This is a genomic window from Paenibacillus sp. Y930 (assembly GCF_056786375.1).
The window spans coordinates 110,445-135,123 of sequence record NZ_JBXCIX010000004.1; the positions used below are offsets into that span (position 1 = coordinate 110,445).

General features: G+C 40.4%; 27 protein-coding genes and 1 riboswitch. Of the genes, 22 read left to right on the plus strand and 5 right to left on the minus strand.

Annotated features, from left to right (window positions below):
* Positions 1-26 precede the first annotated feature (26 nt).
* Entirely contained in the window at positions 27-1,193 is a 1,167-nt protein-coding gene (locus tag AC1TO5_RS12790; RefSeq protein WP_482063642.1) for an iron-containing alcohol dehydrogenase, read from the minus strand.
* A gap of 238 nt (positions 1,194-1,431) precedes the next feature.
* Here AC1TO5_RS12790 and AC1TO5_RS12795 point away from each other — a divergent pair, with 238 nt between their 5' ends.
* Positions 1,432-2,361: an ArsR/SmtB family transcription factor gene (locus AC1TO5_RS12795; protein WP_482063210.1), complete on the plus strand. Its 930-nt coding sequence runs from the start codon at positions 1,432-1,434 to the stop codon at positions 2,359-2,361.
* A gap of 176 nt (positions 2,362-2,537) precedes the next feature.
* Here AC1TO5_RS12795 and AC1TO5_RS12800 read toward each other — a convergent pair whose 3' ends face one another.
* A complete protein-coding gene (locus AC1TO5_RS12800; RefSeq protein WP_482063211.1) occupies positions 2,538-3,455 on the minus strand; it encodes a J domain-containing protein in 918 nt (305 codons plus the stop codon).
* A 278-nt stretch (positions 3,456-3,733) separates the two neighbouring features.
* Between AC1TO5_RS12800 and AC1TO5_RS12805 the strand changes: the two genes are divergently transcribed.
* The 16 genes from AC1TO5_RS12805 (at position 3,734) to AC1TO5_RS12880 (ending at position 15,389) form a co-directional block, all read left to right on the plus strand.
* Positions 3,734-4,300, plus strand: coding sequence for a hypothetical protein (locus AC1TO5_RS12805; protein WP_482063212.1), 567 nt, complete (start codon positions 3,734-3,736; stop codon positions 4,298-4,300).
* Positions 4,301-4,357: 57 nt separating this feature from the next.
* Positions 4,358-4,401: riboswitch (PreQ1 riboswitch) on the plus strand.
* Between the two features lie 219 nt (positions 4,402-4,620).
* Positions 4,621-5,298: a 7-cyano-7-deazaguanine synthase QueC gene (gene queC, locus AC1TO5_RS12810; protein WP_482063643.1), complete on the plus strand. Its 678-nt coding sequence runs from the start codon at positions 4,621-4,623 to the stop codon at positions 5,296-5,298.
* Entirely contained in the window at positions 5,298-5,762 is a 465-nt protein-coding gene (queD, locus tag AC1TO5_RS12815; RefSeq protein ID WP_482063213.1) for a 6-carboxytetrahydropterin synthase QueD, read from the plus strand. Before queC ends, queD begins: the two co-directional genes overlap by 1 nt.
* Positions 5,759-6,490, plus strand: a complete 732-nt coding sequence (gene queE, locus AC1TO5_RS12820; protein WP_482063214.1) for a 7-carboxy-7-deazaguanine synthase QueE — start codon at positions 5,759-5,761, stop codon at positions 6,488-6,490. Before queD ends, queE begins: the two co-directional genes overlap by 4 nt.
* 806 nt (positions 6,491-7,296) lie before the next feature.
* Positions 7,297-7,794: a preQ(1) synthase gene (queF, locus tag AC1TO5_RS12825; protein ID WP_482063215.1), complete on the plus strand. Its 498-nt coding sequence runs from the start codon at positions 7,297-7,299 to the stop codon at positions 7,792-7,794.
* A gap of 320 nt (positions 7,795-8,114) precedes the next feature.
* Positions 8,115-8,522, plus strand: a complete 408-nt coding sequence (locus AC1TO5_RS12830; protein WP_482063216.1) for a cupredoxin domain-containing protein — start codon at positions 8,115-8,117, stop codon at positions 8,520-8,522.
* 399 nt (positions 8,523-8,921) lie between these two features.
* On the plus strand, positions 8,922-9,209 hold the full coding sequence (locus AC1TO5_RS12835; RefSeq protein ID WP_482063217.1) for a Dabb family protein: 288 nt from the start codon (positions 8,922-8,924) through the stop codon (positions 9,207-9,209).
* Positions 9,210-9,360: 151 nt separating this feature from the next.
* Entirely contained in the window at positions 9,361-9,783 is a 423-nt protein-coding gene (locus tag AC1TO5_RS12840) for a DUF86 domain-containing protein (RefSeq protein ID WP_482063218.1), read from the plus strand.
* Between the two features lie 40 nt (positions 9,784-9,823).
* Positions 9,824-10,468 carry a helix-turn-helix transcriptional regulator gene (locus AC1TO5_RS12845; RefSeq protein ID WP_482063219.1) on the plus strand — a complete coding sequence of 215 codons (645 nt, stop codon included), beginning with the start codon at positions 9,824-9,826 and terminating at the stop codon, positions 10,466-10,468.
* A 482-nt stretch (positions 10,469-10,950) separates the two neighbouring features.
* Positions 10,951-11,409 carry a DUF948 domain-containing protein gene (locus AC1TO5_RS12850; RefSeq protein ID WP_482063220.1) on the plus strand — a complete coding sequence of 153 codons (459 nt, stop codon included), beginning with the start codon at positions 10,951-10,953 and terminating at the stop codon, positions 11,407-11,409.
* 61 nt (positions 11,410-11,470) lie between these two features.
* Positions 11,471-11,803, plus strand: coding sequence for a YtxH domain-containing protein (locus tag AC1TO5_RS12855; protein WP_482063221.1), 333 nt, complete (start codon positions 11,471-11,473; stop codon positions 11,801-11,803).
* Positions 11,804-11,875: 72 nt separating this feature from the next.
* Positions 11,876-12,781, plus strand: a complete 906-nt coding sequence (racE, locus tag AC1TO5_RS12860; RefSeq protein ID WP_482063222.1) for a glutamate racemase — start codon at positions 11,876-11,878, stop codon at positions 12,779-12,781.
* A gap of 253 nt (positions 12,782-13,034) precedes the next feature.
* Positions 13,035-13,271, plus strand: a complete 237-nt coding sequence (locus tag AC1TO5_RS12865; RefSeq protein WP_482063223.1) for a hypothetical protein — start codon at positions 13,035-13,037, stop codon at positions 13,269-13,271.
* Positions 13,272-13,311: 40 nt separating this feature from the next.
* Positions 13,312-13,614 (plus strand): iron-sulfur cluster assembly accessory protein, encoded by a 303-nt coding sequence (locus AC1TO5_RS12870; protein WP_482063224.1) that lies wholly within the window; start codon positions 13,312-13,314, stop codon positions 13,612-13,614.
* A gap of 39 nt (positions 13,615-13,653) precedes the next feature.
* On the plus strand, positions 13,654-13,881 hold the full coding sequence (locus AC1TO5_RS12875) for a YuzB family protein (RefSeq protein ID WP_482063225.1): 228 nt from the start codon (positions 13,654-13,656) through the stop codon (positions 13,879-13,881).
* A gap of 80 nt (positions 13,882-13,961) precedes the next feature.
* Positions 13,962-15,389 carry a PDZ domain-containing protein gene (locus AC1TO5_RS12880; RefSeq protein ID WP_482063226.1) on the plus strand — a complete coding sequence of 476 codons (1,428 nt, stop codon included), beginning with the start codon at positions 13,962-13,964 and terminating at the stop codon, positions 15,387-15,389.
* Positions 15,390-15,525: 136 nt separating this feature from the next.
* Here the strand turns inward: AC1TO5_RS12880 and AC1TO5_RS12885 are convergent, their stop codons facing one another.
* Together AC1TO5_RS12885 and tnpB are read right to left on the minus strand one after the other, a co-directional pair.
* A complete protein-coding gene (locus tag AC1TO5_RS12885; protein ID WP_482063227.1) occupies positions 15,526-16,665 on the minus strand; it encodes a THUMP domain-containing class I SAM-dependent RNA methyltransferase in 1,140 nt (379 codons plus the stop codon).
* A gap of 203 nt (positions 16,666-16,868) precedes the next feature.
* Positions 16,869-18,020, minus strand: a complete 1,152-nt coding sequence (gene tnpB, locus AC1TO5_RS12890) for an IS200/IS605 family element RNA-guided endonuclease TnpB (RefSeq protein WP_482063228.1) — start codon at positions 18,018-18,020, stop codon at positions 16,869-16,871.
* 206 nt (positions 18,021-18,226) lie between these two features.
* Here tnpB and AC1TO5_RS12895 point away from each other — a divergent pair, with 206 nt between their 5' ends.
* Together AC1TO5_RS12895 and AC1TO5_RS12900 are read left to right on the plus strand one after the other, a co-directional pair.
* Positions 18,227-18,874, plus strand: a complete 648-nt coding sequence (locus AC1TO5_RS12895) for an O-methyltransferase (RefSeq protein WP_482063644.1) — start codon at positions 18,227-18,229, stop codon at positions 18,872-18,874.
* 83 nt (positions 18,875-18,957) lie between these two features.
* Positions 18,958-19,527: an SF0329 family protein gene (locus tag AC1TO5_RS12900; protein WP_482063229.1), complete on the plus strand. Its 570-nt coding sequence runs from the start codon at positions 18,958-18,960 to the stop codon at positions 19,525-19,527.
* A gap of 135 nt (positions 19,528-19,662) precedes the next feature.
* Here the strand turns inward: AC1TO5_RS12900 and AC1TO5_RS12905 are convergent, their stop codons facing one another.
* Entirely contained in the window at positions 19,663-20,877 is a 1,215-nt protein-coding gene (locus AC1TO5_RS12905) for an MFS transporter (protein ID WP_482063230.1), read from the minus strand.
* A 160-nt stretch (positions 20,878-21,037) separates the two neighbouring features.
* On the opposite strand from AC1TO5_RS12905, the gene hemE reads away from it, so the two are divergent.
* The 3 genes from hemE (at position 21,038) to hemG (ending at position 24,579) form a co-directional block, all read left to right on the plus strand.
* Positions 21,038-22,090 carry a uroporphyrinogen decarboxylase gene (hemE, locus tag AC1TO5_RS12910; protein ID WP_482063231.1) on the plus strand — a complete coding sequence of 351 codons (1,053 nt, stop codon included), beginning with the start codon at positions 21,038-21,040 and terminating at the stop codon, positions 22,088-22,090.
* 106 nt (positions 22,091-22,196) lie between these two features.
* Positions 22,197-23,138 (plus strand): ferrochelatase, encoded by a 942-nt coding sequence (gene hemH, locus AC1TO5_RS12915; RefSeq protein WP_482063232.1) that lies wholly within the window; start codon positions 22,197-22,199, stop codon positions 23,136-23,138.
* A gap of 4 nt (positions 23,139-23,142) precedes the next feature.
* A complete protein-coding gene (gene hemG / locus AC1TO5_RS12920; protein WP_482063233.1) occupies positions 23,143-24,579 on the plus strand; it encodes a protoporphyrinogen oxidase in 1,437 nt (478 codons plus the stop codon).
* Positions 24,580-24,679: the final 100 nt, after the last annotated feature.

The window sequence follows — 24,679 nt, forward strand, 5'->3', positions numbered from 1 at the left end:
CACAAGCAACTGTATTGAGCTTCATCTTACAAGCAATTTTTCAATATGGCATGTACGTCTTCTTGATCCAACTGCTTGAATGATCCAATAGGACCATAACGGACAGCTTCAATAGCCATTCTCTCTAATTGACTGCCATCGATATCGAACTGTGCAAGCGTAGCTTCTCCGCCAATTTTAGTGAAAAAGTCACGGGTCGCTTGAATACCTGCTAATGCAAGCTCATCTTCACTTTTCCCTTCACTACTAATACCCCATACACGAGTAGCATATTGAGCAAAGCGATCAGGACGTTCTTTGTATACATATTCCATCCAATTCGGGAAGACGATCGATAAGCCAGCACCATGGGGAATATCGTAGATGGCACTGATCTCATGCTCAATACCATGAGATGCCCAGTCATTACGCATACCAAGCGAGATTTGTCCGCCATTCAGCGCCATCGTGCCGCACCACATGAGATTCGCTCTTGCTGCTGCGTCATTTGGATTTGCGATAGCTACTTCAACATTTTCAATAACGGTTTGTAGTATAGCTTCACAGAAACGTTCTTGAAGTGGCGTATCTGGTGTTAGACTGAAATACTGTTCGAACACATGCGACATAATATCGATAGAGCCATATACGGTCTGATGTCGTGGAACGGTAAATGTTAGCGTTGGGTCTAGAATAGAGAAACGAGGGTATACATGCGGGCTACCGGAGCCGCGTTTCAATTTACTTTCCCAATGGCTAATAACCATCGAGCCGTTCATCTCGGTACCTGTCGCAGCCAATGTTAGAATTGTACCGAGTGGAAGCGCTGATTCGATGTGTGCTTTACTAGTGAAGAAATCCCATACATCGCCGTCATAGTGTACTCCTGCTGCAATCGCTTTGGAAGCATCGATAACACTGCCACCGCCAACAGCGAGAATGAAATCGACATTATGTTCACGACAAAGTGATATCCCTTCGTAAACACTTGTAAGTCTTGGGTTAGGCTCAATGCCAGCCAATTCAACATATTGCACACCGGAAGCTGTTAATTGTTCAATAACTTGATCATATAGTCCGGATTTTTTAATGCTATTGCCACCGTACACAAGTAAAACTTTTGTACCATATGTAGCTGTTACAGTACCAACTTGCTGAGTAGTGCCTTCACCGAAAATAATACGTGTAGGGTTATGGAATGAGAATGGTAGAATAGTAATGCCTCCTAAAATTTTTTATTAACTTCTCGTAGTGCTTCATGCAAATAAAAAGTAGCTTCGTAAGCATAAAACATTATAGTTGCCTAAAAAGGTAATCTAATGGTGATAGTATTGCTTGATTTCATTGTATTTCACATGAAAATTGCTGTCAACTTTTCAAACGTTGTTGAAAGGTTAACTTTTAAGTTATATAATCGAGCAAACAGTTAATAAAAATTTAAGGGGATTTAAGATGGAAGTAACAGTTACGACAGACAATAGCTATATATTAGAATGCTTTGCTTCGCCTACTCGAATTAAAATGATTGAATTGTTGAAGCAAGCACCGATGAATATTAAGCAGTTATCGCAATCATTAGATATTAAGCCGCCAATTGTAACGCGTCATATTCAAATGTTAGAAGCAGCAGGTATCGTTGGAAGTGAACTAATCGCAGGACAAAGGGGGCAGCAGAAACGATGTTTCCTACAGCTGGACAAGATGGTTTTAGATTTTACATTGCCGTCACAACAAGCAATATTGGATATTACGGCTAATCAAGGAAAACGGTATGAGGTTGATGTACCGGTAGGGATGTATACTGCATATGATGTGAAACCAAGTTGCGGCTTAGCTTCCCAGACGACTATGCTTGGTATGTGTGATGATCCACGATATTTCGCTGATCCTATTCATCGCGATGCAAGCATAGTTTGGTTTAGCTCAGGATATGTAGAGTATCGCATACCGAACTATATGATCTACAATGATCAATTATTAGCGCTTGAAGTTGCTTTGGAAATATGCTCGGAAACGCCATGCTCATCTTCACAAATGCTGCCATCAGATATTGTATTCAGTATTAATGGAACGGAAATTGGTGTGTGGACCTATCCAGGTCGCTTTGGCAAAGAGCAGGGGGTATTTACTCCTAGTTGGTGGTACAAAGATATTCAGCACGGCATTATGAAGCATATAAGAGTGACAGAACAGGGCTCATTTATCGATGGCGTGCAGTTATCTGATATAACGATTTCCGATCTTAATATTGATTGCGATAAAGAAATATTATTGAGAATTAGTTGCAGTAGCGATGCGAAAAATTGTGGTGGGGTTACGATATTCGGTGAAGGTTTTGGTAACTATAATCAACATATTCAAGTAGCGTTACAATATAAGTGATAGATTACGATCAGCGTTCTTATGATGAGACTGCAAACAAACTAGTTGATAAACTTTGTTAAATTAGGATGAACTGACGAAATCTCTACAACGACAAAGGGGTTCGGAATAATTTATTCCGAACCCCTTTGTCGAGAACTCTAGCAATGTATGAATTTCATACATTGCTAGAGTAATTATGGAAGAGGTAATGTTTGTACATAATGTTCAATAAGCTCGAGCGCTTTTTCTGGATGTGGCGCATCAGCGCGAATACCTACAATTAATTTGGAATGTGCGATTGGCAAACCTTTATTAAGTGAGCTGTCTGTAAGGTCAATTGCATAGATATGCTCCTCGATGATCACATCATTATCATCGGTTAAAGCAGCAGTAATAGCATATTTACTATCTAGTACATTGCTCAGTGATGTTACTTCTTCAAGTGGAATTAATATCTCTTGCGGTGCGATATAGTTGAACATCGCATCATCTACAATGTAAAGATCGGGCGACTCTGTTATAAGCATGACAAATGCCTTCTGTATATAAGCGTATTGCGTAGCTTGATCCTCAGGAACATAAATAATATCAGTTTTTACTCTTTGGAACTCTGGGAAATCGGCTAGGAATTTAGCGTTTGTAGTCTCGAAGGACTTATCTTCACTCGTGTCAAAATAGTTACCTAAAAACGACATTTGAACATCAATCGGAGGTAAGCTAGCTAAGTATCTTTTCTCTTCTTGATTGTCTATGAAAGCGAAAACACCATATATTAATGCAATGACAAGACCGATGGCAATATAGGTATGTATCTTATAATAGCGCCAAAAATGGTCGAATTTCTTCGCTTGCCCAGCCATTTTTTTATACTTTCCGTATTCTTGTTCTTCGAAGGCATCGGTATATTTCTTTGTTTCGTAATTTAATATCGTACGGTATGCTTCAGTAATTTTGTGAAAATCAAAATCAGGATCATTACTTTGTTCTTCTGCCGTTAGTTTGGAACGGGAACGATCTTTACGTAATAAAGTAGAGTATCTTTTTTCTACTAGATCTTTATCCGCGAATGGTTCAAGGCCTAATTGCTCATAGGCCAGCTTAATGTCTTCCATTGTGTCACCCCTAATAGTAATTGCTCCATTGCTTATTTATCATATTCCATTTAGTATACGATATTTTGTAGCAGGAGTACATTTTTTCAATCTAATATTGTCTACTTACTATATTAAATATTTTCGAAATTTGAAAACGCTATTTTATAATACGATAATGACGGGATATCGGTTGCATCCGTTTACTATATAAGGATACAAATAAACACAAAAGGATTTTCACGAATAGGTTATACTATTGTTATGAAATACGATAGTAAAGGATGGTATGGTAGCAGATGTTTGATCCAACAGTTTTTGAAAATTTGAAAATAGCTTTTGAAAACCAACTTTATGACCTAGATAATGTGGATGATGTTATTTCTATTATAGATCGGAAAGACAATCTTGATCTTGCGGTAATGTCGCGTACATGGACGCTTACTTTCATACTGACTCAATTGGAGCTAGACCAAGTTCCAATCTCTGCTGAAATTGTATTGACGAGCTCAGTACAAGATTTGGCGGGTGAAATATTAGAACAGGAAGCAGCATATCCAGCTTGTAATTTGCTGCTGCGGTTTCATTGCCTGATCGACAATCCACTTGAACAATGCCCAAAAATAGAGCGTGCGATTCGCGAGATTTGGGAACGAGATATGGTACCACATCAATTATTAAGTTCGATGTACGACACCGAATTGCACCCCATTGAAGGTTCATCGATATGGTTACCGATCGTCTATCGTAATACGATAGAACTCCCTTTCAACCGTCGTATTAATGAGGATCAGATGGAAGATATTGAGCAGTTGATTCAATATACAATAAATACACTTGAAGCTGTAGGACACGCTGTGCTATAGTAGCTGATGATAAATGAATAGGAAAATCTGGCGTTATGATACTTTGGTATAATATAGCCAGGAGAGGTTCGCGAACTCCCTCGATAAAAAACTAGACGAAACGATTGCTATTATCTGGTAAAAGATAATGAGCGTCGTCGTTTTGTGTTCGGCGTGTATTGCCCATTAGGGGTAATGCTCGCCTTTTTTAGTTACCATTAGGGGAAAACGTGCTGAAAATATAATAAATAAGAAAATTTTTAGTGTAGGCTTCCGATGTAACTTTCCGTTGCAAGGAAGTGTAATCAAGAAGTAAACGAAAAATTTTTAGGAGGATTATGATGTTACACGAAGAGAAGGCTGTTGTTGTATTTAGTGGTGGACAGGATAGTACGACTTGTTTGTTCTGGGCGCTAGAAACCTTTGCAGAGGTTGAAGTCATTACATTCAACTATGGTCAACGTCATATGCTAGAGCTTGAATGTGCAGCTTCTATTGCGCAGGAGCTAGGGGTTAAGCAGCATGTACTAGATATGGGGCTATTGAACCAGCTTGCTCCTAATGCTTTAACACGATCAGATATTGATATTGAAACGAAGGATGGCGAGCTACCGAATACTTTTGTTGATGGTCGTAATTTGCTATTCCTTTCTTTTGCGGCCATTGTGGCGAAAGGAATCGGTGCAACGCATATTGTGACGGGTGTTTGTGAGACTGACTTCAGTGGCTATCCTGATTGTCGCGATATATTCGTGAAATCATTGAATGTTACATTAAACCTTTCGATGGACTATCCATTTGTGATCGATACGCCTTTAATGTGGTTAGATAAAGCTCAAACATGGGAGATGGCTGATCAGCTTGGTGCGTTTGACTTTGTGCGTGAACGTACATTAACATGCTATAACGGGATCGCTGCGGATGGTTGCGGGGAATGTCCGGCATGTGAACTTCGTCGTAGAGGGTTGGAACAATATCTTGAAAGACGACAATTAACTGAGGCTGGAGGTGCAAAGTAATGCTACAGCAAATATATCCTCAAGTCGAGCATCCTTTTGAATATGAGCTTAATAAAGATTTTCAATTCGCAGCAGCGCACTATGTACCATCACCTAAAGCGGGGCAATGTCAGCAGATGCATGGGCATACGTATTTTGTTAATGTGACGGTTGCTGGTGATCAATTAGATGATACAGGTTTTCTTGTTAATTTTGCATTTATCAAAAAGCTCATTCATGATCGCTACGATCACACATTACTGAACGATCATAATCAAGATTTCAATAATAATGAGCCTAACTATTTTCCTACGACGGAAGTCGTTGCACGTACTATTTATGAGCTTGTTAATGATTTCCTAGCCACAACAGATAATAAGGCAACTTGTGTGCAAATATTTTTGCGTGAAACACCAACAAGCTACTGTATCTATCGTCCGCGTAAGTTATTGCGTCAGTTAAATGCGGTTGGAGGTATACGATGAACGCTGTACGTACCATTCCTGTACTGGAAATATTCGGTCCTACTGTACAGGGAGAAGGAATGGTTGTAGGGCGAAAGACGATGTTTGTCCGAACAGCAGGCTGTGACTATCGTTGTAGCTGGTGTGATTCAGCATTTACATGGGATGGCTCAGCGAAAGATGAGATTCAGCAACTATCTGCTGGGCAAATTATTGCTTCATTAGATGAACTTGCTGGTGATGCGTACGATCATGTCACGATCTCTGGAGGAAATCCTGCGCTATTGCCGCAGCTAGATTATTTTATTGATGGGCTTCATGAGCGTGGGAAGAAAGTTGCACTAGAAACACAAGGCAGTCGTTGGCAGGATTGGTTCGTAAACATCGATGATATGACGATTTCTCCTAAGCCGCCTAGCTCGGGGATGGAGACGGATTGGGAGAAGCTAGATGAGATTGTAAGTAAACTAGTTGAGCATGGCTCGCATTTTTGTTTGAAGGTCGTTGTGTTCGATGATGCTGATCTTGCGTATGCCAAATTAGTACATCAACGATATGCTGGCGTTCAATTCTATGTGCAAGCTGGTAACGGTAATTTGACGGAGCAAGAGCCAGCGCGTATGCTGCCTTATTTGCTAGAGCGTTATGAATGGTTGATTGAATTAACGATGGCTGATAGCCAGTTGAACGCGGTGTACGTGTTGCCGCAGCTACACACCTGGATATGGGGCAACAAAAAAGGCGTTTAGAGGTAGTTCAAAAAGCGGGCTTTGATAACGATGCGTATGCTGACGTAGCATATTCGACTTCGCATCTGAAACGAACTTGGAAAGTACGGTTCGCGTGTACCAATAACGTACACTTGCGCTTCCGCCTTTCTCAAGTAGCGTTTCACCTGCTCGGCTTGCGAAAGCCCACTTTTTGAACTCTCATTGTAAAGGGTAGTTCAAAAAGCGGACTTTGATAACGATGCGTATGCTGACGTAGCATATTCAACTTCGCATCTGAAACGAACTTGGAAAATATAGCGTAATCTTCCGATGTATGTTTCTTGCAGAAACATTGTAGGTTCGCGTGTACCAATAACGTACACTTGCGCTTCTGCCTTTCTCAAGTAGCGCTCCATCTTCTTAGCTTGCGAAAGCCCACTTATTGAACTTCTATTTGAAGTTTCGAGCATTTGATCGCTCGTGTACTCAAACAGTACACATTGCTGGGTTTTGTTTCATTGTTCAAACGTAGCGTACTCGGCGTCGCATATGAAGTGAATTGATACTTTCGAGGAATGTTTCTTCCAGGAACATTGTATATCCGCGTGTACTAATTACGTACACAGGGCTGTAACGCTAAAATTGGTGCTACAGATCGAGAGTGTCTCCAAAAGTGTGGCTGTAACGCCAAAATTGGTGTTACAGATCGAGAGTGGCTCCGAATGTTTAGCTGTAACGCCAAAATTGGCGTCACAATGACAATCAGCTACGAACAGGGGTTTGAAGTATCATCGTATCTGAAGTGAATTTATGCAGATATAACATAATGAAAGCAGGGGTTCTAAATGGAAGGCAGACAAAAAGAAGAGCTTGATCGTATTACATTGCTTGGCAATCAAGGTACGCAATATTCGTTTAATTATGCACCGGAAATACTTGAATCATTCGATAATAAGCATCCAAATCGCGACTACTTTGTTAAATTCAATTGTCCTGAATTTACGAGTCTTTGTCCAATTACAGGGCAGCCAGATTTTGCAACGATCTACATTTCTTACATTCCCGATATAAAGATGGTAGAGAGTAAATCATTAAAGTTATACTTATTCAGCTTCCGTAATCATGGCGATTTCCATGAAGATTGCATGAATATTATTATGAACGATCTTATCGAATTAATGGAGCCACGTTATATTGAAGTGTGGGGTAAATTTACGCCACGTGGTGGTATTTCGATCGATCCATATACGAATTGGGGTCGTCCAGGCACGAAATATGAACAAATGGCTGACTATCGTCTGATGAATCATGATCTATACCCTGAGAAAATTGATAATCGCTAATAGGTATAGTTATTGTTAATAGATAACTACTAGTTTCTGCGATTGTTGAAGCTTATGTATGCGAAAAAGTGTACGACCTCTTCACTTGCATAAATATGCATCTATGGGATATAATGAGATCGTACGTTCTGTTATGTCCGAGGTTTTTAGAGTGGACGAGTATTAAATGAAAATATGTCTGTATAATTCGCGAAATGTTCATCATTTTGTCATAATTTCCAAAAAAAATTCAAGTTATATTAGTTATAGGTTGAGCAGATTGGGTATTGTTAGGTAATATAGAAATTAGACATTATGAGTATAAAGGGGAGCACTTTGCAATGCAAAAATGGATTATGTTCACATTAGTATCAATTGCTACAGTTATGGCTGTAAGTTTACTTGCTTTCGGCTTACCAGATAAGCCTAAAGATGAAACAGCAGATCTACCAGAAGGTGTAGAACTAATGAAGATTATTGCTGCAGATGATTTTACGTTTAACCAAGAAGAATTTACTGCTAAAGTTGGCGAAACTGTTAGAATGAAGTTCTCTAACAAGAGCGGTCTACACGGTATTGATATTAATGATCTAGTTGACGTTGATGGTGTGGCAATATCTTTGAACAAAGAAAACCCAGAAACAGATGTAACATTTGACAAACCAGGTGAATATCTAATTGAATGTAATATTCCTTGCGGACAAGGTCACTTAACAATGACTGCAAAGCTGATTATTACTGCAGCTTAATAAGGTAGAAGTAGAAGAGGCTGTCGAGTTGATCTCGACAGTCTTTTCTGTCGAAATGGTATATTCGTTGCCGAATCAACTCTAGCATAATCTGCGTGATCACAAGCATTATAACAATACCCAGCAACGTGTATGGTATGAGTACACGAGCGGTCAATATTAAGCACGAAGCTTCCAAAAAGGTTCGTTAACTGAGTTTTCACTTCCAATAGAGGTTCAAAAAGTGGGCTTTCATATTCGATGTCGAATATACTATCTGCGTTAATTCGTTATCAAAGTCTACTTTTTGAACTTCCTCAAAAAGTAGATAGTTGTCGGCTAGAAGCAACATAGGGTATCATTAGACTAGTACTAGCGTCATATAGACGTAATTATCGTGAATTTTAGGAGGCAATCTCATTGATTACACACATTGTATTTTTTAAGTTGAAGGATAATAGCCCTGAGAAAGTAGAAGTTACTGCTGAAGTGCTTCGCAATATGGAAGGTAAAATTGAGCAATTGAAATACATTGAAGTTGGAGTAGATATTATCCACTCTGAACGTTCATACGATATTGCACTTATTACGAAATTCGATACTATGGCGGATCTTGATGCATATCAAGTGCATCCCGTTCACCAAAAGGTGATCGAGCATATGAGCACTGTGCGTGAATCTTCTGTAGCAGTTGACTACGAAAGCTAAGAGGTAATTTATGCGCGATGTATATGAAATGGCCACATATCTTGTTATCATTATTGTAAGCTGTATTGTGATGGGAGTTTGGCTAAAGCGTAAAGCGAAAAAGAAAAATAAGTCTAACAACAATTAATGACTTGCTAGAGGCGGTGAATTTGTGTACTTCGTCAATCATGAACAAATAGCTGTTCGGCTCGCGACAATTCCGACGCTAACTGCATCAATGGAACAATTAAATGAGCAATGGGATGGCGCAGCACTACAAGCATTAGCGCAAGAGCGAGCATTACATCTAGCGATAGAAATTGTAACGGATATTGGTAGCTACCTGATAGATGGTTTTCTGATGCGCGATGCAAGTAGCTACGAGGATATTATAGAGATTACTAGCGGCGAGGGTGTCTATCCAGAAAGTATGGTTCCGGATCTATTGGAATTAGTACGTCTTCGCAAGCCGCTTGTACAGGATTATTATAAATGGAAAAGTTCAGAGTTACATTCGTTATTAGGGAAGCTACCGGCTGTATTAATTGGCTTCAAAGCAGCGGTCGAGCAGTATGTTGAGAAAGAGCTAGCTTAATAGATTAGCTCGTATTGCGATGGAAGCGAGGTGGGCAATAATGAAGCCGACGAGTTCAACCCGTGACGCTATACTGTACAAATTACGTAGTCAAGGGCGAATGCAAATTAGCACATTATCCCAACAACTTCAGCTGACAGAAATGGCGATACGAAGACATTTACACGAGTTAGCAAAGCAAGATTATGTGCAAATTATTTCAGTGAAGCAAAGTATGGGGCGGCCAAGTCATGCTTATGAGCTAACGCGTAAATCTGAAGAACTGTTTCCGCGAAATTATCATATGCTTACGGTTGACCTGCTTAGTGAACTAGATAATAATCCTGAAACTGCACCATATATCGATATGATGTTTCAAGGGCGTAAGCGTAAGCTAATAGATCGCTATGAAGCTAGAATGAGGCAGAAGGATTTAGCCGAGAAGGTTGATGAGCTTGTTGCTATTCAGAATGCTGGCGGTTATATGGCTGAAGCGAAGCGGGATCAGCATTACTACTATATCGAAGAATACAATTGCCCGATAAAAGGTGTTGCAGATCGTTATCACCAAGCATGCCAATGCGAGCTAGAGTTGTTTCAGGACTTACTTGGAACAAAGGTAGAGCGTACGGAATGTCTAGCTAAAGGTGGAACGAAATGCAATTATCGTATTCAAATGTCCAGTAAAGCCGTAGCTGAAGCTTGAAGCTAAGATGAACAGCGCCTACACATTGCGCTAGAAATAGATAAAGAGCAGCACCCAAAAGTCATGAAATAATGACGAATTGGGCGCTGCTCTTTTTTTGCTTTTCTCTCCGGAATCCGTGCTCCCGCCCGAACCAAAGCAAAAAGTTACTTTATTCACTCCCAAACCCATGCTTTCGCATGAAACAAAGCAAAAAGTCACCTTGTTCTTCATCCCTGCACCTTCGCCTTAGCAGAGAGAGCTAATCACACCCTCCGCACTAGCAATTAGTTCTCGGAGCAGCCTCCACATATTGGGTTAAAAACATGTACATGAAGTAGCTACTAATACTGATTTGAAAAATAAAATTAATTGTTGTGTCAACACAAGCCCAATCTGCTTATAATGTGTTACGCGAATAGGCATATGTCTAGTTAATAGAAAAATGGTTGCATGAGTGTAATCGATGACTATGTCCAAATTTATCGGTATGAGGAGGAGCTATGTTAACGATTGAATATAGTATTTGGATCGCTACAGGAGCCTTTGTCATTCTCGTTATTGCTTTAATTGTGACATTACGATCATTAGTTGTTCGTATGAACGCATTAACAGCAACTGCGACTGATATGAAGCAAGACATTAGTAGACTTTCACTTGAGTGCAGTATTCTCATTCAATCGACGGATGAGACTGTTAAGGCAATCTCGAGCAGCGTGCAAGCCGCACAAGGAATTGTTCAGGCAACAAAACAGATTAGCCAAACGATTGAACATACTGCTGTGATGGTAGATGAGGTAACAGGTAAGCTTTCACATCGAGCATTGAAGTATGTGCAGCAAGAGAAGGCTGAGCGTCAAGTGGAGGATGCTATACAATGGGCGGAGTTGGCGGTGTCTGCGTGGCAATTATGGCAAGGTGTACGCAAGAAGCCACAAGACAATAGTACAGCAAAAGAGTAATAACTTACCGAAAGTTAAGAAAGTTGAAAATGTACATGAAAATTAAGGAGGAGTGTTGACGATGAAATTAACGAAACGTGGAACAGCATTTTGGGCAGGAATCATTACGGGTGGGGTAGTAGGTAGCGTAACGGCGTTATTATTCGCACCGAAAAGTGGCAAAGAATTGCGTTCAGATATTAAAGTAGGAGCGGAAAAAGTTGCGGAAGTAACGGTGAAGGCAGTTGATCATGTAACAGAAACGGTCTATGAAGCGAGCAGACAACTTGAGGATCGCACGGTGAAGTTCGTGTCAGAAGCGAAGCATGGTGTGCAAAATATTATGAGCGGCAGGAAGCAAATTTGTCATACGACCGAACAGGAAGAGCCACAGCAAGAAATTCCTCATAATTAATTCTTGCAAATTAAAACGCAATAATTAATACTACTTAAGGGCAGAGTCAAGAACGGAGAAAGCGGTGGAATTGTGCAACGACCAATAGCGGTGTTAGATTCTGGTGTAGGTGGATTGACGGTAGTGAAGGAATTGATGAGGCAATTGCCGCAAGAAGAAATTGTCTATTTCGGCGATACACTTCGTGCACCTTACGGGCCAAGATCGAGCGATGAAGTTATGCAGTTTACGAAGGAAGTTGTACAATATTTACTTCAGTATGATCCGAAGCTTGTCGTCATTGCATGTAATACAGCAACTGCAGTAGCACTTGATCATATTCGTGCGAGTCTTTCAATTCCGATTATTGGCGTGATCGAGCCTGGTGCTAGAGCTGCACTTCGTAGCACAAAGACAGGTTATATTGGGGTAATCGGTACAGAAGGTACGATTAAGAGCAAGGCTTACGATCAAGCACTGCTTCAGCTTGCGGAAGATATCCAGATTGTAAGTGAGGCATGTCCAGCTTTCGTTCCACTTGTAGAGAAGGGTGAGTATGAATCAGCCAAGGCATACAAGATCGTATATGACTCCATTGTGCATATGCGTTCATATCCAATTGATTGCTTAATATTAGGCTGTACACACTATCCATTTCTAGCGGATACGATTGCCGAGGTCATGGGAGAGGCAGTTACACTTATTCATTCTGCTGAAGAAACAGCGATAGAAGTCATTGCCATATTGAATAAGCAAGGTCAACACGAGCAAGTTGAAGCTAATAATGAACATAATACAAGCGTGATGATAAATTCATTTGTAGATAAGACTGTAGATGATGAGTCTTCCAATATAACACTGAAAAAAAGCGAGATTTGCTTTGTATGCAGTGGAGATCTGATTAAGTTTCAAGCGATAGCAAGGCAGTGGCTAGCCGATGAACTTCGATCTTATGAGCCACAATGGATAAATAGCGTGAATAATATTCATTTATTATAATATATAAAAGCAGGGGGTAGTTTTGGGCAAGATGCCACAAAATTACCCCCTCTATAATTTCGCAATGGAAGTTCATAATGATTAACTAGCTAAAAGTCCAGTACGCAACCGCATAAATAGTAGGTTATACTAAATAACATAAAAGATGGAGAACATAACATAAAATTAACTCAGTAAGTTTATGCTTATGTAGTTACTTTTCATATGCAAGAAGTATTCCATTATCCCAATGAAAAGTTTTAGGAGCGATTATATGAGAAAATTATTGTCACTTGGACATTGGAAGCATACGTTCCAATTAATATATAAAATTATTACTTCTCCGACGGTAGCGTTATGGGAGAAAGGTTTGTTTGTTATACCTGTCCTTATTTATTGGATAGCACCTGATTTTATGCCGTTTCTACCCGTTGATGATATCGCATTTACAATGATTATTGCAGAATGGTTTGCGAGTAGAATGGCTAAGAAGTATAATATAACAAGATAGATCCATGTTTATTACATACAACTAAAGGAGCGGACAAGCAATGAAATGCAAAGTTTCTCGTAACGCAGCAAAAATGTTGAAGGTCGAATTAGACAAGCCAGAAAGTGCAGGTAAGCTATTACGCGTATTTGTTACTCATGCCCATGGCGATCATGCCCATTATGGTTTAGGCGTTGATGAGCCTACAGATAAAGATGTCGTTGTATCGACGGATAGTGGAATTGATGTTATTCTAGAAAAAGATAATGAGTTTTTGGATGGTATTCGTGTAGATTATTTCTATGCGCCAGAGGAAGGCTTTGAGATTTCAAATCCTTCAAAAGGTAATCACGGGGACCATTAATCGGAATATTAAGTATAATGGGAAATGGGAAGAGGAACAATGGCGACGAATGACATCAGAGTCTGTGATGAATGCAGACATATGAAAATGAAGACGACAGTTGCAAAAATAGAGAAGCTTGCACCGAACGCTGAAATTAGAGTAGGCTGCAAATCATATTGTGGACCATGCAAAAGAACTCCATTTGTATTCATTAACGGTCGATACATTAAGGGTGCAACTGAAGATGAAGCGATCGAAAAAGCGTTGGTTTATCTGAAAAAATAATAGCGTAGCATAAAGTCCTTCACTTAAATGGTTGTCCATAAGCTGAAGGGCTTTTTGTCTGCCGATAGAGAGCGAGCGTAATGATGAATAGAGGCTGGTACATTAGTGGGTTTGTTAGTATTCTATGTGCGATCATTATATTTCAGCTAATGTGGCTGCCTGCTTCATTCTTTTTTGCGAGTGGAAAGGAATGGATACAATATATTGATCAATTATATTATGTGGTTATGCTTATTCCGCTATGCTGGATCATTGGCGCGATATGGCGGAGTATGCAGAATGTACAACGTAGTCTAGGCGTAACGATATTACGGATCATTGTAATGATCGGATCAGTGACGATGATCGTCATTCTAACTCAACCATTACAGTATTTGCTGTTGCTTATTGTTGTAGCGATGATCACGGTCGGCTGTATTATTGGGGAGTTACTATGGTGTGCGATCATTGCTATGCGAAGTAATAAATATAGTAGAAGTCATACTATGATGCGCGCTGATCAACCGAAACCAACATATCGTTCAATCATTCAACTGATTGTGTTGTACGGCATTATTCTGCTCGTACTGCTCTGTCCAACTGGTTATAATGTGACGTACCCAGGGATGACGATGAATATGAATACATATGCCACAATTGGAGAGCCGTCTTCAGAGAACGATGGAATTATTGAAGGTGTGCTTGTATTCGAACGACCTGCGTTTCCAGTTGATTGGCTCTACGCAGCAATGTTTCCTGCTTACAAGATGGAGAAACAAGCAGAAAACGAGCCAAGTATATCTGAAACATACAGTCAAGTCGCAGCGATGAAGACGAATGCGAATCAGCTTGCAGCTGCAGTAGCATGGGAACGCGCTGGCCTGGGTGAGGCGATTATTTATGATGGAGTTCAAGTGATGGCTATCGTAGCCAATTCGCCAGCAGATGGTGTCATTCAAGCGGGTGATATTGTTACTCGTATTAATGGTGAAATATTACACGATGCTGCAGGACTCATTACGTATATGAGTTCACATGTAGTAGCGGGCGATGAGGTTCAATTAGAGTTACTACGAGATGGTCAGCCTGCGAATTATATTGTTTCTACTATTGTATCAACGGATGGGGATAATAGAGCAGTGCTTGGCGTAGCTGTACAAAATGCGTATCGTACAGAGCTGGAGGAAGAACTTACCTTTCAGTCATACCTTGCTCATGCTGGCGGACCATCGCATGGCGCGATGCTAACGTTAGCCTTTCTCGACCAACTAACAGAAGGTGATCTAACCGGAGGGTTGAAAATAGCGGGAACAGGTACAATAGAACCGGATGGAACGGTTGGTATGGTAGGAGGGATTGCGCAGAAGGCTTATGCGGTGAGTCGCACAACAGCCGATGTGTTTTTCGTGCCGACAGATGGGATGGATGAAGCGTTTTTATCGGCGCCAACGCTCAATATTGTGGCTGTAACTTCATTTGAAGACATATTGTTGTGGATAGAAGAGCACCAACCTGATACAACATTGTAATGAAACAATTGGGATAAATAGGAATTTATAGCGTAATGTAAGTAGTGTAACTACATAAGAATTCAATAGAAAAAGGGAAGCGACGAGACGGTAGCCAGGCTGATCATCTTATCGCATCCCTTATTTATTTGGTTTTCTATTTATTACGAGGAGGCAACGGGCCGAAAAATTGTACCAGGTTAGCTTGTATACGACCATTGTAAAGCTTACGTTTTTTGTCTGCTATTTTGCCCATATAATGTTCAACCTCAAGTGAAGGACTGAATATGAAATGTGACCAAGTTGGATAATAAAGCGATGCTTTACCAAGTTGACGAAGCGCTAATTCAGCTTCTGTCTCATCACCTAGACGCTCACCGTATGGTGGGTTAGAGATAATAACGCCATAGTCGCCTTCAGGCTTAATTTTAGCTACAGGTAAGACATGTAGCTTAATTTCTTTGCCAAAGCCAGCACGACGAACTGCTTGCGTCGCAATATCAATCGCATGCGGATCAATATCAGATCCTGTAATTTGCAGCTTAACATCGTCCTTAACAGAATCTAATGCTTCTTCACGAGCTTGCTCCCAAATTTCGCCTGGGATGTTGTCCCATGCTTCACTATCAAAGCTACGACGCGTTCCAGGTGCAATATTCCAAGCTTGCATAGCAGCTTCAATAAGAATAGTGCCTGATCCACAGAAGGGGTCATATAACGGACGGTCAGCTGTCCAGCGAGATAGTGAAACAATAGCAGCAGCCATCGTTTCACGCAGAGGAGCAGCAGTTGCTGCAATACGATAACCACGTTTATGAAGTCCAGAACCTGATGTATCAATCGTCAGTAATGCTTCATCATTCAGTAAAGTTACTTCGAGAACATATAGTGGACCGTCCTCTGGAAACCATTCGGTATTATGCTTTTCTTTCAATTTCTCAACAATTGCTTTTTTCACGACACCTTGTACAGCTGGAACGCTTGTTAGTTGTGATTTGTGAGAGCGACCATTGACAGGGAATTCAGCATTAGCAGGTAACCATTCATCCCAATTAAGTGCTTTTACACCTTCAAATAAGTCATCGAACGTTGTTGCTTGAAATCTCCCCATATTAACAAGCACACGACCAGCAGATCGTAACCACAGATTCGTACGAGCAATATCAAGGAAATCTCCTGTGAAATTAACTCTACCATTCTCTGTTTGTGTATCTGTATATCCAAGCTCTTTCAGTTCACGAGCTACAATTGCTTCTAGTCCCATTGGAGCAGTAGCGATTAAATTCAGTTTTGCCATCTGTTAACACTCATTTCTTTTTTCTATTAGCCTATAATCTTATAACGATATTGTATCTTAAATTAGCGTAATTACAAAGTACTATGTAATAATAGCACAGCTTGTCACAATACCTATAAAATCATACATTGAACTACCTCCGCTTTCACTTTGTTTAGAAGCGGAGGATTCCTAAGATCACCGATGTAACCATCAGTTATGGATTAGGCTAACTCCACAGTTCCTGCGGTTAGAAGTCTTATCGCTTCTTTTTCGAGATTGATACTTGCGTTAAGATCTCGGTCGTGCCGCGTGCTACATTCCGGGCACACCCATTCACGCAATGCCAGATTCTTAACGTCTTTATTCCGATAGCCACAGGTTGAACAACGTTGACTAGAAGGAAAATTTTTCGCAACCTTAACGACTGTCTTTCCATACCATTTTGCTTTGTATTCAAGCATGGTACGAAAGTGTGACCAACTGACTTCACTAATCGCTTTTGCTAAGTGATGATTTTTCAACAGATTCGATACTTGTAAATCCTCCAATCCAATCACATCGTGGTTTTTGATGATTTCGGTGGAGACTTTATGCAAGTAATCCTTTCGCTTGTTTGTAATTTTCTCTTGAAGGCAAGCCACTTTAATTCGCTGCTTCTGATAGTTTTTCGCTTCGGATAAAGGTTTCTTTTGACGGAGGGCTTGCTCTCTACTTCTTGAAAGAATCCGCTGGGCTTTAGCCAATTTCTTTTCTAATGTGCGAAAGAATTTAGGATTTTCATATACGGTTTTATCGGACAGGATTGCAAAATGGGTTAGACCAACATCGATACCGATCGAAGTATGGGTTAGAGGCAGCTTTAAACCTTCCGTTTCCACAAGAATTGAGATATAATACTTGCCACTTGGCTTGCGTTTAATGGTAGCATTCAAAATACGCCCCACGACTTCACGACTTTTTGCGAACTTTACAAACCCTAGCTTTGGCAATTTGATGGTATCTCCTACAACAGAAATATTGCCGTTTGTGTGCTTTGTAGTGTAAGATTGAACGGTATTCTTTTTTGATTTAAAACGAGGTGACTTGTTTTGCTTCTTAAAGAAACGGTCAAAGGAGTCGGCAAGGTGACGAACTGAGGATTGAAGGGCGATGCTATCGACTTCTTTTAACCAAGACCATTCCTTTTTCAGAAGAGGAAGACGAGCAGAACAACTAGAATAGGATAATCCTTCCGCGCTTTCTTTGTAGGCATGATTCCATTTATTCAAAAAATAATTAAAAACAAAACGGCTGCAGCCGATGGTTTTCGTAATAAGGATTTGTTGATCTTTGTTTGGATAGATACGAAATTCATAGGCTTTATTGATCATCACTGACGCTCACCTCGCTTCATAAGATCCTTGCTTTAATTATAGAACATATGATCTCTTAAAGATAGTCTTTTAGGCTATCTCCTATCCCGAATTCATTGCCCACTTATCATTGGGCTAAGTCCTTTAAATGATTAAAGTGGATGTCCTCTTTTGGAGAATTAATAAACTCTAGGCAAAAATATAGCTTTTTGCATAAATATTTAAAAATGAAGGGAAATATTATTGTGAACATAGAAGAACAGTATATAGATGGTTTATTCGAGCGTGATGAAGTACTAGAAACGATTCGTGAAGGAACAGTAGCGCAAGGCATGCCCGACATTGCCGTAGCTGATGGATATGGGAAATTACTAACGATGCTCGTAGCGATGAATCGAGTGACGAATGCATTAGAAATCGGAGCTTTAGGTGGCTATAGTGGTGTCTGTCTTGCTCGTGGATTGCAAACAGGAGGTCAGCTTACTTGTCTTGAGTTACTACCTCAGTATGCAGAAGTTGCACAAAAGCATGTGACAGAAGCCGGCTTTGGTCATTGTATTAGCTATAAAGTTGGCGATGCAAAGGCTAGCTTGGAGGAGTTATATCAATCAGGACAGAAATATCAACTGTTCTTTATTGATGCTGATAAGGAAGGGTATCCGATCTATTTGGAGTATGCGATCAAGATGGCAGATCCAGGTGCATTAATTATAGCCGATAATATATTACTACGTGGTCGTACAGTGAATGAAGCGAAGCAAGGTCCAGCAGTTCAAGCAGTTCGAGCATTTAATAAGCAACTCGTGAGCGATCCTCGATTAGAGAGCACACTTCTACCTGGATATGATGGACTGGCTATAGCAAGGGTGAAGTAAGCGATCATACCGCTAATCAACTCTATAGTCAGAGCCACATTTTATGGTCAAACGGTTGAAGTATAGTACACGAGGAGGAATACATGTCCTGGAGTAAATTGAAGCAACAACTTGAGAGTTTTCTTAGTCCTGCGTTACATGGAAGGGTCGAATATCGTTCAACTAGCTACCGTTATTTACTTGATAAAGCGGGAATTTGTTATATTGCAGTAGATAAAAAGAATATACTCAATATGAGTGATAAAACGTCATTAATTAGATGGTATCAGACGGATCTGGAAATTAAGAATGATCCAGCTATCCAAGTTCAGATTACCAATGAAGAAATTGAAGCTGTTAGAAAAGATACAAAGGGGCTAGTTCCGGAGGATCGTCTAAAAGTAATTGCGAGAAGTAGAAAAATATCAGAAGTTGCCAAGGAGCTTCTGTCAGCACAGTCAACAGTAAGTAAATCGAATTTTGTTGTTGTAGCTAATAAGTTTCTATCGATGTCGATAGAGGAGAGTCTAGAGAGCAATGATATCTTATTGAATATTCTAGCTTTGGTGGACAGACGAGTTGGAAAAAAACGAATTTTGAACATGTCCGAGAAGATGAAGTCAAAGCATCCGATTGTGCAGTATTTTTATGAATTACGGCTTAGTACGTTTTGAACTTTATAACGGATATTACTCTCTAGTGAAAACATTGATTGGGAAATGTTTTACAAAAGAAAAGTAATTAGATAGGTTTTTTCATATCTACATACAACAAAGGAGCTAAGTAGCGAGTATGCTACTTAGCTCCTTTCAATTTCCACTCGGTTTCGGTTGCCGTTTATGTAGAAGCGCAAACCATACCCATACACCATTAAGACTCATAAGAATTGCCGAAGCGACAAACAATCCATGAATACCAATCCAACCTGAGAAAACTCCTCCTGCAATAGGAGCGATAACATTTCCTAGACTAATCATACTGCTATTGAAGCTATACGTTCGCGTTGTCATTCCAGCTGGTGAGTATTTTGCTAGCAAAGAATTAACGGTTGGTACTAGACCTCCAAGGAAAAATCCGAGGAAAAACCTAGCAATAAGCAATTGCCATACCGTATTTGCGAGTGCTTGCGGAATGAAGCTAACTGCTGAACCGATAAGACAACACGCTAATATTTTTTCAGAGCCGATACGATCACCTAATTTACCTAATATAGGTGAGGCGAGCATATTAGATAAGCCTGTAGCAGAGGCAACTAATCCTGCAAGAAAAGCAATATTAGCAGCATGAGGACTTAATTGCTGTATATAAAGCGGAATTAATGTCATCGGGCTCATATTTGCAAATTGAATGAGCAATGTAACAGCAAACAATGCAGTAATTTGTGGAATAGATATAATTTTTTTGAAACCTTCCATAACGCTCATCTGAACTTCAGTCGCGGCTTGCTTACGATCAAATTTTTCTTTGACAATGAACAGCGAAAGTAGTGAAGCGATAAATATGGAAATTCCCGTTACATAGAAAATTGGGCGATAGCCGATAGAGTCTGCAAGAATTCCACCAATAAGTGGACCAAGAATTGTACCTGCAATTCCTCCAGATTGCAGCGTTCCCATAGCGAATCCTAACTTATTCTTTGGTGTAGTAGCAGAGACTAGTGCTATAGATGCTGGATTAAACCCTGAGATTACGCCGTTAAGTAAGCGGAGTAGCAACAAATGCCATGGGGTTGTTGCGAACCCCATAAGAACCATCACGATTGCCATACCGAATCCAGAGCGAAGTAGCATTAACTTACGCCCGTAACGATCGGACAGCTTTCCCCATAGTGGCTGAAATAAAAACGCAGTAATGAAATTACCTGCAAAAATAACACCAGCCCATATTCCTATTTTATGAGGATCAGTGACACCGAGCTCACTTTGCAAATACAGTGTAAGAAAAGGCATGATCATGGTCATTCCAGCCATAACTAAAAATTGACCAAACCATAAAACGACAAGATTCTTTTTCCATTGTGTCATGTATATAGTATAGCATGTTTGAAAAATATTATTTATGTACGGTAGAAAAAGAGAAGTGTCATGGGATTGTCATACGTAGTCAGGATGAAGAGTTGTTAGATAATAACAAAAGGGGCATAATAAAAGATAGAGATTAATACATAGAGAAGAGGTTTTAGCAATGGCTTATAATGACCTGTTCATACGTGCTTGTATGAAAGAAGAAGTTGAACGTATACCTGCATGGTATATGCGTCAAGCTGGTAGATATGATCCCGAATATCGTAAAATCAAAGAAAAATATACGCTTCTCGAAATTTGTAAGCAACCAGAATTGGCTGCAGAAGTAACATTGCTGCCAGTTAAAAAGCTTGGTGTTGATGCAGCAATTTTATATTCAGACATCATGAATCCGGTAGCCTCACTCGGGATTGACTTTGATATTGTAGCCAATGTCGGACCGGTCATTCATAATCCGATACGATCAGCTGCAGATGTGGAAAAGCTAAAGCCAATTGATATTGATAAAGACTTATCCCATGTGATTGAAACGATAAAAATATTAGATCGTGAGTTAGATGTACCGTTAATTACGTTTGCAGGTGCTCCGTTTACGATCGCTAGTTATCTCATAGAAGGTCGTCCTTCTAAAAATTACTTAAAAACAAAACAATTAATGTATAGTGAGCCACAAGTATGGCATCAATTGATGGACAAGCTTGGTGACATGGTCATTACGTATTTACGCGCTCATATCGCAGCAGGCGGTAAGGCGTTCCAAATATTTGATAGTTGGGTAGGCGCACTTTCTCCTGCAGATTTTAGAGTATATGTGTTGCCGACGATTGAACGGATTTTCGCTGAGCTTGATGATATTGTACAGCCGAAAATTTATTTCCCTGGAGTAGCTTCAGGTGAATTGCTACCTGAGCTATCCAATGTGAAGACAAACGTTATTGGCCTAGACTGGCGTGTTTCGATTGCCGAGGGACGTAGAAGATTGGATCACCAATTTGCGGTACAGGGTAACTTAGACCCTACGATTTTACAAGCTCCGCAGCATATTATTGAGCAATATGCGGCAGAAATTATCGATCAAGGAATTGAAGAACCAGGCTTTGTATTCAATTTGGGACATGGATTATTCCCAGAAGCATCACTTGAAAAGCTGAAGGAGCTTACTGACTTTGTTCATAGTTATTCAGAGCAGGCTATTGCAAGGTTGGTCAAATAGTATCCCAAGCAGCAACAAAAAGTTTAGTTAATGCTTCCGAAGTAACTTTTTGTCTCAAAGAAGTTATATCTGGTAGCAACAAAAAGTTTGTAGAAGGAGCAAGTGAATGGTACAGCAAAAAATAGGTGTGTTAGTAATGTCGTACGGTACTCCCCAATCTCTAGATGATGTAGAAGCATATTATACGCATATTCGTCGTGGACATGCTCCTACAGCAGAACAACTGAAAGAGCTAACTGATCGCTATGAAGCTATTGTGGGCGGCGTATTTCCATTACGTGAAAATACGAATGCGCAAGTCGCAGGGTTGCAAAAAAGACTGAATGAGCTTGCTGCAGACCGCTACGTTTGCTATCAAGGCTTAAAGCATGCAGCACCATTGATCGAAGACGGTGTAGAGGAAATGGCCCAAGACGGCATTCAACAAGCGATTGGTATTGTACTTGCACCGCATTATTCTGTGATGAGTGTTGGCGGCTATGTAAAGCGTGCGAAAGAAAAGGCAGCTGAACTAGGTATTAAGATGAAATTCGTCCAGTCGTACCATTTACATCCTAAACTTATCGAAGCGCTAACGGCCAGAGTGAGTGATGTATTTGAACAGCTGGCGCCATTGCAAGGGGATAAGCCGGTTAAAGTGTTATTCAGTGCACATAGCTTGCCTGAGAAGATTAGAGAATTAGGCGATCCTTATGAGCAGCAATTGCTACAAACATCAGAAGCAATTGCTGAAAATACGGAAATTGAGGATTGGCAATTTACTTGGCAAAGTGCAGGTCGCACCCACGAGCCGTGGCTAGGTCCGGATATATTAGATACGATGGAGCAATTGGCTCAAGAAGGCTATAAAGCGATTTTGTCAGCACCAATTGGTTTTGTATCGGATCATCTTGAAGTGTTATACGACCTTGATATTGAAGCAAAAGCAAAAGCGGAGCAGCTTGGCGTAGCATTTAAGCGGATCGCTATGCTGAACACCGATCCATTATATATGGAAACATTAGCAGAGTCTGTTATTACAATAAGTGCGCAACTAGGGAAGGACTGACAAAATGCGGAGTGCAGAAACGATTGATACAGTTGTCGTGATAGGCGGAGGGATCAGCGGACTGAGCTCCGCTTTTTACTTGCAAAAATTAGCAAGAGAAAGTGGTCAGGAGATTCGGATTGTACTAGTTGAAGGAGAAGATCATCTCGGCGGTAAAATTAATACGCTGCAAAAAGATGGATTCGTTATTGAAAAGGGTCCAGATTCTTTTCTTGCTCGTAAATTAGCTATTATTGACCTCGCGCATGATCTGGGCATAGAGGACGAACTAGTAGCAACAAATCCGAATGCTTCAAAAACATATATTATGAATAAGCTACATTTACACCCTATGCCACCAGGCTTAGTACTAGGCATACCGACAGACATCATTCGGTTTTTGCAAAGTGATCTCATTAGTCCTGAGGGGAAGCTTGCTGCGTTAGCTGATCTATTAAAAGAAGCGACACCAGCAGAGCGAGATGAATCACTTGGTGGTTTCCTCGCAAGACGGATTGGTATCGAGCTTGTTGCCAAAATTGCAGAGCCACTACTTGCAGGAATATACGCAGGGGATCTATACAAGTTAAGTCTCAATGCAACATTCCCGCAATTTGCCCAGTCGGAACAGCAATTCGGTAGTGTCATTGTTGGTTCCCGTCATAATAAGCGTGTAGCAGATGCACAGAATAATGGTAAAAAGCCAGTGACATTTATGACGTTCCGTAAAGGTCTATCCACAATGGTAGATGCGTTAGAGAAGGCATTGACTAATATTACGATACAACTCAAGAGTAAAGTGGAGCGGTTAGAAAAATCGGCAGACGGCTATATCGTTCATCTACAAGGCGGGGAACAATTACAGGCCAAAGGTGTTATTATGACCACGCCTGCCTTTGTATCTAGTAAGTTATTGAACCCTTATATTAATACTGAAGCGCTTGCTAATATTCGTTATGTATCTGTCGCCAATGTAGTGATGGCGTTTGACAGAGCTAGCTTTGGAGTGGACTTTGATGGATCAGGCTTTTTAGTTCCTCGTTCTGAAGGTTTGCACATTACGGCATGTACATGGACGTCGAATAAATGGTTACATTCCTCACCTGGAGATAAAGTATTATTACGATGCTATGTTGGACACTCTGAGGATCAACAGTCAGTTAAACTCGATGATGAATCATTAATTGCTGCTGTTCGTGAGGATATTAGAAAATCAGTTGGTGTAACAGCGGAGCCGATATTTACTGAGATTACTAGACTTAATCACTCGATGCCACAATATCCGATTGGTCATGTCGATGCGATTAGAAATATGCGGATCGAGCTGAGTGACCAGCTACCAGGAGTATGGGTAACAGGTGCAGCATTTGATGGTGTAGGATTGCCAGATTGTATTCGCCAAGGTAAAGCAGGCGCACAAATTATGCTAGACTATTTAGAAGAGATTGCAATACGAAAGTAATAATTGGAATAAGGTTGGTTAAATCGCCTACTTGTGATCACGACGGATAAATTCCGAAGTGAAATCGGTGGGGGACATGATGCTAGCTGATTCGTCATGT